This is a genomic window from bacterium, from assembly GCA_026129405.1.
Classification (GTDB): domain Bacteria; phylum Desulfobacterota; class Binatia; order DP-6; family DP-6; genus JAHCID01.
This window is the reverse complement of sequence record JAHCID010000005.1, coordinates 274,959-290,179: the sequence shown is the minus strand read 5'-3', so window position 1 is coordinate 290,179 and position 15,221 is coordinate 274,959. Positions and strand designations below refer to the sequence as shown.

Below are 15,221 nucleotides of genomic sequence, written 5' to 3'. Positions count from 1 at the left end.
CGATGCAGCGCCCACACCACCGTCCGGTGGCACATGGGTTGCTCTTCGCCGCAGCGCCCAAGCTCCGACATGAATATCTCGCTCCCCCGCCCCCGCGGCCCGCGGCGCGCGACGCCGCTCGAGGCGTTCTCGCGCACCGAGAAGGTGATCGCCTTCTGCCGCGTGCTGCTGGCGCTGGTGGCGCTGTCGGTGGTGGTCGTCGACCCGAAGCAGCCGTCGTTCCGGCCCGACCTGGCCTACTTCGTCCTTGGCGGCTACCTGGTCTTCAGCCTCGTCCTGTTCTTCCTGGTGCGCGGCGAGTACGTCGCCCAGGAGCGCATGGGCTACTTGTCGGCGGCCGCCGACATCGTCTGGGTCTCGGTGATCACCCTGTTCACCGAGCGCGGGCCGAGCCCGTTCTTCCTCCTGCACGTCTTCGTCATCTCGAGCGTCAGCGTGCGCTGGGGCCTCGCGGCCGCGATCCCGGTGACCATCCTCCTGGCCCTCCTCTATCCGGCGACGATCATGATCGCCGGACGCTTCGTCGACGACGATCTGGTATTCCACCGGGCGCACCTGGTGCGGCCGCTCTACCTTCTCGCGGTCGGCTACCTCCTCGGCTACCTCGGCGAGCACGAGCGGCGGTCGAAACGGAAGCTCGGCTTCCTGCTCGACCTCACGATGCCGCTGCGCCGCAGCCGCACGCCCTTCCTCGCCCTCGCGCGCCTCGGCCGCCGCACGCTCACGTTCTTCGAGGCCGACCACGGCGTACTCGTGCTGCGCGATCCCGAGAGCGGGCGCTGGTTCACCTGGACCGCGAAGCGTCAGGGCCGCCGCCTGCGCTACTCGATCCGCATCACCGAGCGCGAGCCCTTCCCCTCCGGCTTCTGCGCCGACACCGAGAGCTTCCTCGCCAACGAGCTGCGCCCCGGCCGCGAGACCGCGCTCTGCTACGACGTCCGCACCGGCGTCATGCAGCGCCGGCCGGTCGACGATCCCGCCGGCCTGCCGGCCATGCCCGCGCAGGCGCTGCTCATGGCGCCGATCCTGATCCAGCGCGAGCTGCGCGGGCGCGCCGTCGTGGCGCGCGGCTCGCGCCGAAAGTTCACGCGCGACGACCTCGAGTTCCTCCTCGTCCTCGTCGGCCAGGCCGCAGCGGCCTTCGAAGCCGTGCGCCTGCAGGAGAAGGCCGAGGAGGTCGCCGTGCTCGAGGAGCGGGCGCGCATCGCGCGCGACCTCCACGACGGCTTCATCCAGGCGCTCGCCGGCATCGACCTGCGCGTCGAGGCGACCAAGCATCTCCTCCAGCGTGATCCCGGCAAGGTGCCGAAGTCGCTGGAAGACCTGCATCAGGCCGTCGACGCCGGCTACCGCGAGGTGCGGCACTACCTGACGGTCCTGCGCAGCGCGAGCCGGCGCGCCGACGACCTCGGGTCGACCCTCGACCGCCTCGCCGCCGAGTTCGCCATCCGTGAGCGCCTGCGGGTGCACATGGCGCGGCCGCAGCACGATCCGGGACTGCCGGCCTCGACGGCGTACGAGCTGACGCAGATCGTGCGCGAGGCGTTGCACAACGCCGTCCGCCACGGCCAGGCGACGCAGGCGGTGGTGAAGCTGGCGGCACGACCGTCGCACGTCTATCTCGTCATCCGCGACAACGGCCGCGGCTTCCCGGGCGCGCCGGGCGTCATCGACGCCGACGGCTTCCTGCGCCCGGCGAGCGCGCCGTGGTCCATCCGCGAACGTACCGCGGCCCTGGGGGGCTCGCTCCGCATCTGGACCGAGCCGGGCCGCGGCGCGGAGGTTTCACTCTTCATTCCAGTGACCGGCAGCGGCGGGCGCCCCGCCGCTGTCGCAAGGGGACAGGTATGACCATCGGGCTACGCAAGCGGCGCATCGTGATCGTCGACGATCACACGCTCTTCCGCGAGGGACTGAAGACCATTCTCGCCACCGAGGAGGATCTCGAGGTCGTCGCCGACGTCGAGAGCGCCGAGGACATCGTCGAGCTGGTGTGGCAGAGCCGGCCGGACCTGCTCCTGCTCGACATCCGCATGCCGCAGGGCAGCGGGCTCGACGCGATCCCGGCGGTGCTGAAGATCAGCCCGAACACGCAGGTGCTGGTGCTGACCGCGTCCGACGAGAAGGAGGAGCACGTGCGCGCGTTCCGCCTCGGGGCGAAGGGCGTGATCCTGAAGGACTCCGCGCGCCAGACGCTGATCCAGGCGATCCGTACCGTCTGCCACGGTGAGGTCTGGATGGACCCGCGCATGAGCGGCGCACTCGCCGAGGAGCTGAGCCACCTGGGCGGCGACAGCGAGCCCATCGGCACGCGGCACGAGAACGGGCTCACCGAGCGCGAGCTCGAGATCGTGAAGCTCGTCGCCTCCGGCTTCAAGAACAAGGAGGTCGGCAACACCCTCGCCATCAGCGAGCGCACCGTGAAGACGCACCTCACGAACATCTTCCAGAAGCTGGGCGTGCGCGACCGCGTCGGGCTCGTGATGTATGCGCTGAAGCACAACCTCACGGCCGGGGCGTACTGACCTCGGGACAGCCGCAGCCGCGGACCGACGTCACGGCCAGCGAGCGGCCGTCGGTCTCGAGCGTGACCGCGCCGCACGCGTCGGTGCGCAGCACGCATGCCCCGGCGGCGCGCCAGCGCGCCGTCACGTCCGGCGCCGGGTGCCCGTAGCGGTTCTCGGCACCCACCGGGATCACGGCGACCGCAGCGCCGGTCGCCGCCACCAGCCCCGGCGTGCTCGACGTGCGGCTGCCGTGGTGCGGCACCTTGACGACGTCGGCGCGGAGCCGCGCCCCGCGGGCGAGCATCGCCCGCTCGGCGCGTGCCTCCACGTCGCCGGTCAGGAGGAAGGCGACGCGCCCGAGGCGCAGCCGCAGGACGACCGAGTCGTCGTTCGCGCGCCCCCCGGGCCAGCCCGCAGGCGGATGCAGCACCCGGCCGTGACCGGCCAAGGCGGGCAGCGGCCGGCCGGCGCGCAGGCGACGCAGCCGCACCCCGCTGCGCGCGATCGCCGTCTCGAGGGCCGCCCAGGCGACGCCGCGCCCGGCGTGCCCGCTCCACCACAGCTCCGCGGCGCCTGGCGACGCCAGCAGCGCGGCGAGCCCGCCGAAGTGATCGGGATGGGCGTGGGTCATGACGAGAGCGTCGATGCGCGCGATCGAGCGCGTGCGCAGGAACGGCGCGACGATGGCCGCGCCGGGGTCGAAGTCGCCGCCGGGAAAGCCGCCCGCGTCGACCACGAGGACGCGGCCGTTCGGTAGCTCCGCGACCGCGGCGTCGCCCTGCCCGACGTCGAGGATCGTCAGGCGCAGCCGCTCCGGCGCCCAGCGCGCCCGCACGTCATGCGCGGCGAGCGCGACGAGCAACGCCGCGGCGACCGCGAGCGCCGCGCGGCGCCCGCACCCCGGCGGCGCGACCAGCGCCCCGAGCAGCACCGCCAGCGTCGTGAGCGCCGCCGGGCTCGGCGCGGGCACGCCGACCGCCGCGCCGGGCACGGCCGCCAGCGTCTCGACGACGGCGAGCGTCGGCCGGAGCGCGACGCCGGCCACGCGCCAGGCCGCGGCCGCGACCGCGGGCAGCACCGGCTCGAGCGCGGCGCCGACGAGCCCGAGGCCGACGACGGGGCCGCCGCAGAGCGGGACCACGAGCGGATTCGCCGCCAGCGCCATCGGCGCGACCTGCCCGAAGTGGAGCGCGGTCAGCGGCGCCGTCCCGACGAGGGCCGCCGCCGACACCACGAGACCGGCGCGGATGCGCGCGCGCCAGCCGTCGCCGCTGCCGCTCCAGCGCGTGGTCGCGAGCGCGATCGCGAGGACGGAGGCGAACGACAGCTGGAAGGCGATCTCGCGCGGCGACCCCGGGACCGCGAGTCCGAGCGCGATCGCGGCGAGCGCGAGCGCGCGCAGCGGCCCGAGCCGCCGGCCCGCGAGCAGCGCCGCCACCCCGGCCGCGGCCATGAGCGCCGAGCGCACCGTCGCCGACTCGAGACCGGCGAGCGCCGCGTATCCCGTCACGGGCCCGAGGCTCGCGACGGCGGCGAGCGCGCGCACGTCGACGCGCAGGAGGAGCCAGGTGCTGCGCGCGAGCAGCCAGCGCAGCAGCACCCAGCTCGCCCCGCCCACGAGCGCCACGTGCAGCCCGGACACCGACAGGACGTGCACCACGCCCGCACGCGCGAACGCGTCGCGCAGCGCCGCTGGGATCGCGCTCTGGTCGCCGATCACGAGCGCGCGCAGCACGGCGCCCTCGGCGCCCGGAACGGCGCGCGCGATGGCACGCACGAGTCGGCCGCGCCAGCGCTCGAGGCGGTCGCCCGGGCTCCGCGGCGGCCGACTCCGGCGCACGACCAGCGCCGGCTCCCACGCCGCCGCGATGACGTGGACGCCGCGGCGCGCGAGATGACCGGCGACGTCGAAGCCGCCGGGGTTCGCGAAGCCGCGCGGCCGTCGCAGCGTGGTGGTGACGCGCACGGTGTCGCCGGAGCGCACCTTCGACGGCCGGCCCCGCACCGCCAGCCGCACACGGCCGCGCGCCGGGACGCCGCCTTCCTCCTCGACGTCGACCACGATGAAGGTGCGCGTACCGCGCGCCACGGGCAGCGCCGCGACGCGGCCGGCGATCGTCGCGCCCCGCGGCAGCGTCCCGGCGGCGACGTGGTCGGGCGGCAGAACGGGGGCGAGCACTGCCGCCAGCCGCCATGCCGCGACCGCTCCGGCCGCCGTCGTGAGCGCGACCCCGAGCAGCGCGCGGCCGGCCCCACCGAGGGCCCGGTCGCCGCTGCGTCCCATCCACCCGAGGCCCAGCGCGCCGCCGGCCGCCAGCCCGGTGACCGCGGCGAGCCACGCCGGTGCGGGCGGCATCAGCTGCGCCCCCACCACCCCGACCGCCATGCAGTACACCGCCCCGCGCACGTCCACCGTGCCGCTGCTCCTTCGCCGACCGGGGTGGGCGGAGCCCCGGCAGGCCCCGCGTCAGCCCTGCCCGAGCTGCTCCTTGATGCGCGCGGCGATCGCCGGCGTGATTCCCGACACCGTGCACAGCTCCTCGATCGACGCCGTCCGCACGCGCGCGATGCTGCCGAGCGCGCGCAGCAACGCTCGACGCCGCTGCGGCCCCACCCCGGTGACGGCGTCGAGCCGCGACGTGAGCCGCGCCCGCCGCCGCAACGCGCGGTGGTAGGTGTTGGCGAAGCGGTGGGCCTCGTCGCGCACGCGCTGGAGCAGGAACAGGGCCGTCGAGTTCTGGCGCAGGATCACCGGGTTCTTCCGTCCCGGGAGAAAGATGCGCTCCGGCCGCGTCTGGACCTCGCGGGCCAGCGGGTCGCGCGCGACGCGCTCCTTCGCGAGCCCGACGACCGCCAGCTCGGACAGCCCGACCTCGGCCAGCGCCGCCTGCGCCGCCGCGAGCTGCCCGAGGCCGCCGTCGATGACGAGCAGGTCCGGCGGCTCGCGCCGGCGCGGGCCGGCGCGAAAACGTCGCTCCAGCACCTCGCGCATCGACGCGAAGTCGTCCGTACCCTCCACGGTGCGAATGCGAAAGCGCCGGTAGCCGTCCTTGTCCGGCCGTCCGCCGGCGAACGCCACCACCGCGCCCACGGTCTCGCCGCCCTGGAAGGTCGCGATGTCGACGCATTCGATGCGCTCCGGCGCCCGGCGCAGATGGAGCCGGCGTTGCAGCTCGCCCACCTGCCGCCCGCCTTCGTCGACGGCCGCGCGCCGTGAGACGAAGCCCTGGCGCGCGTTCGCCTGCGCCATCTCGACGAGCCGCAGCTTGTCGCCACGCTGGGGCACGAGGATCACGACCTTGCGTCCCCGCTTCTCGCCGAGATACTCGGCGCGCACGGCGGCGTCGGAGACCGCGACGGGCAGCAGGATCTCGTCCGGCACGTCGCGCGCCGTCGCCTGGTAGAACTGCGTCAGCACGGCCTCCAGCACCTCGGCGTCGCTCTGCTCCCAGTCGTCGAAGGCGTAGGCCTGGTTCGAGACCAGCTTGCCGTCGCGCACGAAGAGCACCTGCACCTCGATGGCGCCCCCCTCGCGGTAGAGCCCGAACACGTCCTGATCGACGCCCCAGTGCGCGACGACCTGCTGGCGCTCCTGCGTCTTGTCGATGGCGCGCAGCTGGTCGCGCAGGCGCGCCGCCTCCTCGAAGCGCTCGGCCTCGGCGGCGGCGGCCATGCGTGCGCGCAGGTTCGCCCCCACCTCGCGGCTGCGCCCCTCGAGCAGCAGCATCGCCTCGCGCAGATGCTCGCCGTAGGCGGCACGGTCGACCGGCAGCACGCACGGCGCCAGGCAGCGCTTGATGTCGTACTCGATGCACGGGCGGCTGCGGTTCTTGAAGACCGGGTCGCTGCACGTGCGCAGCGGGAAGATCTTGCGGATGGCGTCGAGCGTCTCGCGCACCGCCGACGCGCTGTGGAACGGGCCGAAGTAGCGGCTGCCGTCCTTCACGATCCGCCGGGTGACGAGGACGCGCGGCCACGCCTCGGCGATCGTGACCTTGACGCTGACGTAGCTCTTGTCGTCCTTCAGCCGGATGTTGTAGCGCGGCTTGTACTGCTTGATGAGGTTGTTCTCGAGGATCAGCGCTTCCTTCTCGGACGCCGTGACGAGGGTGTCGAAGTCGGCGAGCTTGCCGACGAGGAAGCGCACCTGGCTGCGCTCGTCGCCGCCGCGCAGGTAGGTGCGCACGCGGCTGCGCAGGTTCACCGCCTTGCCGACGTAGATCACCTTGCCGCCGGTGTCCTTCAGCAGGTACACGCCCGGCGCCGCGGGCACCGACGCGAGGCGGTCCTCGAGCGACGGCGCGGGCCGCTCCGCCGCCGGCGGCGCGCTCGCGTCGTCGACCGTCACGACGCGGGCTCTGCCTCGGGCGCGACGCCGAGCAGCCGCTCCTCGAGGACGCGGATCTCGTCGCGCAGCACCGCCGCGCGCTCGAACTCGAGCTGGCGCGCCGCCTCGCGCATCTCGCCGCGCAGCTTCTGTACGGTGCGGGCCAGCTCCGCCGGATCGACCGGCAGGTTCGCCGCGGCGTCGGCAGCGAGCGGCACGGTCAGGTAGTCGCCCTCGCACGCGACCACGAGGCCTTCGGCGATCTTCTTCTTGATCGTGGTCGGCGTGATCCCGTGCGTCCGGTTGTACTCCATCTGCACGGTACGGCGGCGGGCGGTCTCGTCGAGCGCCTTGCGCATCGAGTCCGTCACCGTGTCGGCGTACATCAGCACGCGGCCGTTGGCGTTGCGCGCCGCGCGGCCGATCGTCTGGATGAGCGAGCGCTCCGAGCGCAGGTAGCCTTCCTTGTCGGCGTCGAGGATCGCGACCAGCGACACCTCCGGCAGGTCGAGGCCCTCGCGCAGCAGGTTGATGCCGACGAGGACGTCGAACAGCCCCTTGCGCAGGTCGCGGATGATCTCGGTGCGCTCGATGGTGTCGATGTCGGCGTGGATGTAGCGCACGCGGATGCCGATGTCCTGGAAGTAGTCGGTCAGATCCTCGGCCATCTTCTTGGTGAGCGTGGTCACCAGCACCCGCTCCTCGGCGGCGACGCGCTGGCGGATCTCCTCGACCAGGTCGTCGACCTGATGGCGGGCGGGCCGCACGACGACCTCCGGGTCGACGAGGCCGGTCGGCCGGATGAGCTGCTCGACGACGTGTCCGTGCGCCAGGCGCACCTCCCAGTCGCCGGGGGTGGCCGACACGTACAGCGACTGCCCGACGCGGGCGCGGAACTCCTCGAAGTCGAGCGGCCGGTTGTCGAGCGCCGACGGCAGCCGGAAGCCGAAGTCGACGAGCGTCGTCTTGCGCGAGCGGTCGCCGCGGTACATCGCGCCGATCTGCGACACGGTGACGTGGCTCTCGTCGATGACGAGGAGGAAGTCCTTCGGGAAGTAGTCGAGCAGCGTGTAGGGCGGCTCGCCGGGCTGGCGCCCGTCGAGATGGCGCGAGTAGTTCTCGATGCCGGGGCAGAAGCCCATCTCCGCGAGCAGCTCGAGGTCGTAGAGCGTGCGCTGCTCGAGCCGCTGCGCCTCGAGCAGCTTGTTCGCGTCGCGCAGCTCGGCGAGCCGCTCCTTCAGCTCGACGCGGATCGAGTCGACCGCGCGCTTCAGGGTGGGCGCGGTCGCGACGTAGTGGCTGGCCGGATAGATGGCGATGCGCTCGAGCCGGCGCTGCACCGTGCCGCGCAGCGGATCGATCTCGGCGATCGCCTCGACCTGGTCGCCGAACAGCTCGACGCGCACCGCCCGGCCCTCTTCGTACGACGGATAGATCTCGACCACGTCCCCGCGCACGCGGAACGTGCCGCGGTGGAAGTCGTAGTCGTTGCGCTGGTACTGCATGTCGACCAGCTTGCGCAGCAGAGCGTCGCGCTCGATGACGTCGTCGCGCTCCACCACCACGAGCATGTCGAAGTACGACGCCGGCGAGCCGAGGCCGTAGATGCACGAGACGCTCGCGACCACCAGCACGTCGTTGCGCTCGAGCAGCGCCTTCGTGGCGGCGTGGCGCATCTTGTCGATCTCGTCGTTGATGGACGAGTCCTTGGCGATGTAGGTGTCCGTCGAGGGCACGTACGCCTCGGGCTGGTAGTAGTCGTAATAGCTCACGAAGTAGCGCACCGCGTTCTCGGGGAAGAAGGTGCGGAACTCGTGGAAGAGCTGCGCCGCCAGCGTCTTGTTCGGCGCGATCACCAGCGTCGGCCGGTTGACCGCGGCGACCACCTGCGAGACCGTGAACGTCTTGCCGCTGCCGGTCACGCCGAGCAGGACCTGATGCGGCTCGCCGGCCCGAACGCCCGCGGCGAGCTGCGCGATCGCCTGCGGCTGATCGCCCTGCGGCGCGAAGTCGGCACGGAGCTGGAACGTCCCTTCCCGGCGCATGGCGGAGGCGGATCATAGCAGGGCGGACCCGTCGCTCAACGCGCGGCGGCCGCCCGCGGACGCTCGCGCCGCACGTCGCTCGCCTAACGGCCCGCGGCGATCGGGACGACGGATTCATTGACACCCCGGAGGCGCCACGGATAGCGTCCGCGCGCCCACGTCGACCCGGGAGGTCCCGCCGATGCCCGTCCGTCTCGCCCTGCTCGCCCTCGCTCTCGTCTGGGCGCCGCCCGTCCATGCGCTCACGGTCCTCAACACCGGCAAGGTCGCGACCTTCAAGAACGGCAAGGGCATGATCCGCGTCGGCAAGGACCGCGGGCTCGCGGCGCCGACGTCGCCGCTCTGCCCAGAGACGTCGCGCCTCTCGCTGTCGTCGTACCCGCAGGCGACGAAGCTCGTGAAGGTGCACCTCGACGTCGCGCTCGCCTGCGAGGGCTGGCGCACCGCCGCGGGCGGCTTCGTCTGGGAGGATCCGAGCGGCAACGGCGCCATCCGCAAGGTCGTCTACGCGCCCAAGAAGCTGCTGGTGAAGTTCTCCGGCGTCGCTTTCGACGCGCCGGCAGGCCCGGTCGGCTACGTGCACACCTGGCTCACCATCGGCGACACCCGCCTGCACACGCGCTTCCACAACTTCCGCCGCAACGACGCGACCGCGCTGCTCACCCGCCAGCCGTCGAAGGCGGCGGCCGACGGCGAGGCGGCGTTCTGGGACGTGCTGCACCAGAACGTCACCGGCGCCGCGAAGGCCGCGCGCGAAGCCGAGGCCCTCGCCCTGCTGGCGAAGGCGGCGAAGCGCGACAAGCGCGACGGTCGCTCGCGCTTCCTGCTCGCGATGATGCGCCTCTATCGCTTCGGGCAGGCCGTCGACGGCTACCACGACGCCACGCCGGAGGCGACGGCCGATCTCGCCGCCGCGGCCGACGCCTTCGGCGCCGCGGTCCCGATGCTCTGGAACCCCGCCACCAACGCGGGCGACTCGCGCGTACCCGGCTTCGCCGCCGCGACCACGTTCGGCCTCGGCTTCGTCACCGGCGACCCCGCGCTGCAGGCCCAGGGCCTCGCCGAGCTGGAGTACGCCGTGGCGATCAACGAGATCTTCAACTTCTTCGACTACATTCCGGTGGCACAGGCCGTTCCGGCGAGCGACCCGATGTTCGCCGACATCCTGGCGCGCATGGACGCCTACCTCGCCAACCCGGCGAACGCGACCTGCATCGCGACGCAACCCGAGATCTGCGGCGACGCCGGCCTCGCCCCGCACAACGCTGCCGGCGCGCTCATCCTCTTCGGCGACATCTACGCCAAGGGCGGCGAGGTCGCGCAGGCGACCCAGTGGTACGGCCTGGCGGCAGCCCTCGCCGCCCGCAACCCCGCTCCATACAGGTTCCAGAGCGCGCTCGACCGGCGCCTGGCCGACCCCGCGGGACGGGCCGCGCTGTACCAGGACGCCGACCCGGCGAACGATCCCCCCATCATCGGCGCCCGCGCCGAGGCGTGCGCGAACTGCCACGCGAAGTAGCCCGGCCGGCGCGCTACTTCTTCTCCTGCTTCCAGCGCTTGTATTTCTGGTTGAACTGCCGGCGCTGGTCCGGCGCCTGGCGTTCGTACTGATCGTAGTTCTGACGCAGGCGCTGGCGCTCGTCGGGCGGAAGCTGCTGATAGCGCTGGTAGCGCTTCTCCAGGAACTGCTGCCGCTCGGGGGGCAGCTTCTGGTAGCGGCGGTAGTTGTCCCACGCCCGTGCGCGCTCCTCCGGCGAGAGCTGGTCCCAGCGCCGGGGCGGCGGCTGCGCCAGCGCGGGCGCCGCCAGCACGGCGCCGAGGCACAGCGCGAGGAGCGCGCGGCGCGTCACCCGTTCGGGCCCCGGTGTGCCGCATCGAGCGTGGTCGTCTCGATGGCGTCGTAGTTCTCGAGCTTCTCGAGGTTCTGGAGGATCGGCAGGTCGCGATAGAGGTCCGGGCGCGCGATCAGCTCCGGCGGCGGCTCGCTCAGCGCGACATCGTCCGCCCGCTCCGGGCTCGGCATCGCCTCACGCCGTGCCATCGCCGCGGGCGCATCGGCAGGCGCCTCCGGCCGGACCGCCGCTGGCCCCGACGCCCGCGGTGCAGGTGTCGTCTTGCGTGCCACGCGGACGGGCGGCGGGGCGGGAGGCGCAACGGATGCCGCCGGCTCGACGACCACCGCCGGGACCGGCGGCGGCGCAGGCCGCACCGCCAGCACGAGCACGGCCGCCGCGGCCAACGCGGGCGCCGCCAGCCCGAGCCAGCGGCCGACGCCGCCGCGCACCCGTGCCGCGGAGCGCTCGCGATCGGCGGCGGCCAGCTGACGCACGCGGCGCAGCGTGTCCTGCTCGAGGTGCGGCGGCAGGGCGGCGTCGGCCGCCAGGACCGAGAGGGCACCGAGGAGGCGAGCCGTCCGGGCGCGCTCGGCCGCACACGCCGGGCATGCCGCCAGGTGCGCGTCGAGCTCCTGGCGCTGGCGCACGGCGAGCTCGCCGTCGACCGCCGCGGTGAACCATTCCCGAGCCGTGCCGCATCGCATGGGCGTCGTCCCTTCCATTACAGGAAATCCCGCAGCCGTTCCTTCAACGCGTGCGTGGCGCGGAACAGCAGCGCCTTGATGGCCCCCTCCGTGCTGCCGAGCGCCGCCGCCACGTCGCGGTAGGCGAGACCGTCGACGCGCGAGAGCAGCAACGCCGCGCGCTGCTTCGGCGGCAGCTCGGTGATCGCGCGCTCGAGCGCCTCGGCCAGCTCGCGGCTGGCCGCCCCCTCCTCGGGGGTGATCGCCTCGGGGTCGGGCAACGGCGGGCCCTCGCCCGGACCGTCGGGTGCGCGCCGATCGTCCCACAGGTCGACGCGCAGCTGGCGCTCGGGACGGCGCAGCTCGTTCAGGCAGAGATTGGTGGCGATGGTGAAGATCCAGGTCGCGAGCCGGCTCTCCGGACGGTAGCGCTCGCGGAAGCGGTACACCTGGACGAATACGTCCTGGGTGATCTCCTCGGCCCGCGCCTCGTGCCCCGACAGCAGGCGGCGCACATACTGATGGACGCGGGGACCGAAGCGGCGGAACAGCTCCGGGAACGCGGCGCCGTCGCCCTGCTGGACGGCCAGCATGAGGGCGACGTCGGGATCGGAGGCGGCGCCGGCGGACGGGTCGGCGACCCGGCGGCCGGTGGCCTCCCGCACCGGGAGCCGGGTCATCGGAGCGCGGATTGTAGGCCAAGTTCCCGGGGTGGGACAGATCGTCGCGCACGACACGCGGGCATGAACACCCGGAGCCCGACGCCGTTGCGCGCGGCTGGCCTGGCCTCGGGGAAGCTGGTAACCCCCGAAAATGTGAGCGCGGGACCCACGGACCCGTCCCTGGCGAGCCACCTGGAACGGATCACGGCGTATGCGCAGGGGACCGGTCTGGTGGACCCGGCGGTCGACCGCCCGGACCTGCGCCGGGCTCTCGCCTCCTTCATCACCAACCGCTCGCCCATGGTGCTCGACGGCTGGATCCGCGACGTCGGCACCACGCTCGCCATCCCCGAGCGCGACTGGGCGGGGATCAAGGCCGACCAGGAGGCGGCGCTCGTGCGCTGGGCCCGCCACATCGCCAACCCGGCGAACCTCGAGACCTACCTCTTCCTGCGCAGCCACACGCGACGCGGCTTCATCGCCCAGTTCCCCGCCTCGCGCTTCCTCGCCGCACAGATGCGCTTTCTCCAGGTGCTGCGGGCGGATCTCGCCGAGCAGTACGCGGCCGACCCCGCCCGCGGCGCCGAGATCGCGCGCCTGCTCGAGCAGGAGTTCAACGTCCGCGTCCTCCACATCACCGACTTCTTCGTCGAGGGCCGCGAGGAGCTGCTGCTGGAGCAGGAGACGAGCTACCGCCGCGCCATCGACAACGCGCCGTCGGTGATCCTCATGGCCGACGCCGCCGAGCGGCGCATCTTCCTCGCGAACCAGGTCGCCGAGCGCCTGATCGGCAGCCCGCGCGGCGGCCTCGAGGGGCGGCTCCTCGTCGACTGCTACCCGTCCGACGAGCGCCCGCGCGTCGAGACGCTGCTGCGCACCGCCGAGCAGCACGGCTATGCGAGCCGCGACGACGTCCACCTGCTCGGCCGCGACGGCCGACGCGTCCCGATCGTGTGCAGCGCCGGCTACATCGACTACGGGGACCGCCACTGGATCCAGCTGATGTGCGTCGACATCTCCGACCGGGAGCGCCTCGAAACCCAGCTCATCCAGTCCGAGAAGATGGCGGCCATCGGCCAGCTCGCCGCCGGCATCGCGCACGAGCTGCGCAACCCGCTGGCGATCGTGATGAACGCGCTCTACGACCTCCACCAGCTCCTGCCGGATCCCGGCCCCGAGGTCGGCGAGGACCTCCACATCGCCGAGGAGGAGATCACGCGCGCGCAGGCGATCATCAAGAACCTCCTCGAGTTCTCGCGCGAGTCGGGCGCCGAGGTCGAGCGCGTCAACGTCAACGACATGCTGACGCGCACGCTCCAGCTGATGCAGAAGTACCTGCAGAACGCCGGTGTGCGCGTGACGGCGGATCTCGGCCCGGTCCCGCCCTGCGTCGCGAACGCGAATGCGATGCGCCAGATCCTCCTGAACCTGGTCACCAACGCGGTCCAGGCGATGCCGCAGGGCGGCGAGCTGACGCTGCGTACGGCGAAGGTGGCCGGCGACCGCATGCGGCTCGAGGTCGGCGACACGGGCATCGGCATCCCGTCCGCGCACCTGAACGACATCTGGAACCCGTTCTACACCACCAAGGATCCCGGACAGGGTACGGGGCTCGGGCTGTCCGTCGTCGACGCGATCGTGAAGCGCTATCGCGGGCAGATCTTCGTCGCCAGCGAGGTCGGCGTCGGCACGACGTTCAGCATCGAGCTGCCCTGTCCCTGTCACGACGACGCCGATCCCGGCGTCCACACCGGCGGCGTGTGAGCGGCGCCGCGCGCATCCTGCTCGTCGAGGACGAGCCCAACATGGCGCGCACGCTCGCCCGCAACCTCGAGCGCGCGGGCCACCGCGTCGAGCACGCGCCGCACGGCGAAGCCGCCCTCGCCCGCCTCGCCACCGACGAGTTCGACGTCGTCCTCACCGATCTCAAGATGCCGGTGATGGACGGCATGGCGCTGCTGCGCGCGATGCACGCGCGCCACGTGAGCGCGCAGGCCGTCGTCCTGACCGGGTTCGGCACCATCGAGACCGCCGTCGAGGCGATGAAGCTCGGCGCCGCCGACTACCTCATCAAGGACGCCCGCCCGCAGGAAGTGCTCATGACCCTCGCGCGGGTCCTCAAGCTGGCGTCGCTCCAGCGCGAGAACCAGCGCCTGCGCCGCGAGCTCGGCCGCCGCGAGCCCTTCGGCGAGATCGTCGGCCGCAGCCCGGCGCTGCACGAGGTGTACCGGCTGGTCGACGCGGTCGCGCCGAACAAGAGCACCGTGCTCCTCACCGGCGAGAGCGGCACCGGCAAGGAGCTCATCGCGCGCACCATCCACGCCCGCGGGCCGACGCCCGACGCGGCCTTCGTGGCCATCAACTGCGCCGGCCTCTCCGAGACCCTGCTCGACAGCCAGCTCTTCGGCCATCGCCGCGGCGCCTTCACCGGCGCGACCAGCGACCACGACGGCGTCTTCCGCGCCGCGACCGGCGGCACGCTGCTGCTCGACGAGGTGGGCGAGATCCCGCTCTCGCTGCAAGCGAAGTTCCTGCGCGCGATCCAGGAGCGCGAGGTGACGCCGCTCGGCTCGAGCCGCCCGGTGCCCGTCGACGTCCGCCTCATCGCCGCGACCAACCGCGACCTCGCCGACGAGGTCCGCACCGGGCGCTTCCGCCAGGATCTCTACTACCGGCTGAACGTGGTCCACATCGAGCTGCCGCCGCTGCGCGCGCGCCGCGAGGACGTACCGCTCCTCGTCGAGCACTTCGTCGCGCGCTACGCCGCGCAGTATCAGGTCGAGCCGAAGTCGATCGCGCCCGACGCCTACGCCGCGCTCCAGCACTATCCCTGGCCCGGCAACATCCGCGAGCTCCAGAACGCGATCGAGCGCGCCTTCGCGCTCTCGCAGTCCGACGTCATCGCGCTCGCCGACCTGCCGGCGGCGGTGCAGGCGTCGCCCGCGAGCGTCGCCGAGCCCGGGCCGAGGGCGGCGTCGCTGGGATCGGCCCCCCTGCCCGACGCCGACGGGCCGGTGCCGACCCTCGCCGAGGCGGAGCGTCGCCTCGTCGGCGCCGCCCTCCAGCGCGCGGGCGGCAACAAGAACGAAGCCGCCCGCATGCTCGGCATCGACCGCCAGCGGCTCTACCGGAAGATCGCCAAGTACCACCTCTGATCCGCCG

11 protein-coding genes are annotated in these 15,221 nt (G+C 73.0%); 5 read left to right on the top strand and 6 right to left on the bottom strand.

The features are described from left to right. The first annotated feature begins 69 nt into the window (after positions 1-69). Both KIT14_18765 and KIT14_18760 read left to right on the top strand, forming a co-directional pair. Complete coding sequence (locus KIT14_18765; GenBank protein MCW5892561.1) at positions 70-1,851, top strand: GAF domain-containing sensor histidine kinase; 1,782 nt, start codon at positions 70-72, stop codon at positions 1,849-1,851. Next, a complete protein-coding gene (locus KIT14_18760) occupies positions 1,848-2,525 on the top strand; it encodes a response regulator transcription factor (GenBank protein MCW5892560.1) in 678 nt (225 codons plus the stop codon). Before KIT14_18765 ends, KIT14_18760 begins: the two co-directional genes overlap by 4 nt. Here KIT14_18760 and KIT14_18755 read toward each other — a convergent pair. From KIT14_18755 to uvrB, 3 genes are read right to left on the bottom strand one after another with little or no spacing between them, the layout of a single operon-like run. Continuing rightward, complete coding sequence (locus KIT14_18755) at positions 2,506-4,920, bottom strand: DNA internalization-related competence protein ComEC/Rec2 (GenBank protein MCW5892559.1); 2,415 nt, start codon at positions 4,918-4,920, stop codon at positions 2,506-2,508. The two genes, KIT14_18760 and KIT14_18755, sit on opposite strands and share 20 nt — an antisense overlap. Before the next feature lie 54 nt (positions 4,921-4,974). Next, positions 4,975-6,855, bottom strand: a complete 1,881-nt coding sequence (gene uvrC / locus KIT14_18750) for an excinuclease ABC subunit UvrC (protein MCW5892558.1) — start codon at positions 6,853-6,855, stop codon at positions 4,975-4,977. Further along, positions 6,852-8,879: an excinuclease ABC subunit UvrB gene (gene uvrB / locus KIT14_18745; protein ID MCW5892557.1), complete on the bottom strand. Its 2,028-nt coding sequence runs from the start codon at positions 8,877-8,879 to the stop codon at positions 6,852-6,854. Before uvrB ends, uvrC begins: the two co-directional genes overlap by 4 nt. A gap of 181 nt (positions 8,880-9,060) precedes the next feature. Here uvrB and KIT14_18740 point away from each other — a divergent pair, with 181 nt between their 5' ends. Then, a complete protein-coding gene (locus KIT14_18740) occupies positions 9,061-10,398 on the top strand; it encodes a hypothetical protein (GenBank protein ID MCW5892556.1) in 1,338 nt (445 codons plus the stop codon). A gap of 13 nt (positions 10,399-10,411) precedes the next feature. On the opposite strand, the gene KIT14_18735 is transcribed toward KIT14_18740, so the two are convergent. Genes KIT14_18735 through KIT14_18725 form a run of 3 tightly spaced genes read right to left on the bottom strand, consistent with a single transcriptional unit; the run spans position 10,412 to position 12,077 of the window. Then, a complete protein-coding gene (locus KIT14_18735) occupies positions 10,412-10,729 on the bottom strand; it encodes a DUF3106 domain-containing protein (GenBank protein ID MCW5892555.1) in 318 nt (105 codons plus the stop codon). Further along, positions 10,726-11,418, bottom strand: a complete 693-nt coding sequence (locus tag KIT14_18730; GenBank protein MCW5892554.1) for a zf-HC2 domain-containing protein — start codon at positions 11,416-11,418, stop codon at positions 10,726-10,728. The genes KIT14_18735 and KIT14_18730 overlap by 4 nt, the downstream gene beginning before the upstream one ends. Before the next feature lie 17 nt (positions 11,419-11,435). Next, positions 11,436-12,077 carry a sigma-70 family RNA polymerase sigma factor gene (locus KIT14_18725; protein MCW5892553.1) on the bottom strand — a complete coding sequence of 214 codons (642 nt, stop codon included), beginning with the start codon at positions 12,075-12,077 and terminating at the stop codon, positions 11,436-11,438. A gap of 213 nt (positions 12,078-12,290) precedes the next feature. Between KIT14_18725 and KIT14_18720 the strand changes: the two genes are divergently transcribed. Then, entirely contained in the window at positions 12,291-13,823 is a 1,533-nt protein-coding gene (locus KIT14_18720) for a PAS domain S-box protein (GenBank protein ID MCW5892552.1), read from the top strand. Next, entirely contained in the window at positions 13,820-15,214 is a 1,395-nt protein-coding gene (locus tag KIT14_18715) for a sigma-54-dependent Fis family transcriptional regulator (protein MCW5892551.1), read from the top strand. Before KIT14_18720 ends, KIT14_18715 begins: the two co-directional genes overlap by 4 nt. The last annotated feature ends 7 nt before the right edge of the window (positions 15,215-15,221 follow it).

Excerpts from the sequence above, each read along its gene's own strand:
- KIT14_18765 (MCW5892561.1), top strand. The coding sequence starts at position 70 with ATGAATATCTCGCTCCCCCGCCCCCGCGGCCCGCGGCGCGCGACGCCG.
- KIT14_18760 (MCW5892560.1), top strand. The coding sequence starts at position 1,848 with ATGACCATCGGGCTACGCAAGCGGCGCATCGTGATCGTCGACGATCAC.
- uvrB (MCW5892557.1), bottom strand. The coding sequence starts at position 8,879 with ATGCGCCGGGAAGGGACGTTCCAGCTCCGTGCCGACTTCGCGCCGCAG.
- KIT14_18740 (MCW5892556.1), top strand. The coding sequence starts at position 9,061 with ATGCCCGTCCGTCTCGCCCTGCTCGCCCTCGCTCTCGTCTGGGCGCCG.
- KIT14_18730 (MCW5892554.1), bottom strand. The coding sequence starts at position 11,418 with ATGCGATGCGGCACGGCTCGGGAATGGTTCACCGCGGCGGTCGACGGC.
- KIT14_18725 (MCW5892553.1), bottom strand. The coding sequence starts at position 12,077 with ATGACCCGGCTCCCGGTGCGGGAGGCCACCGGCCGCCGGGTCGCCGAC.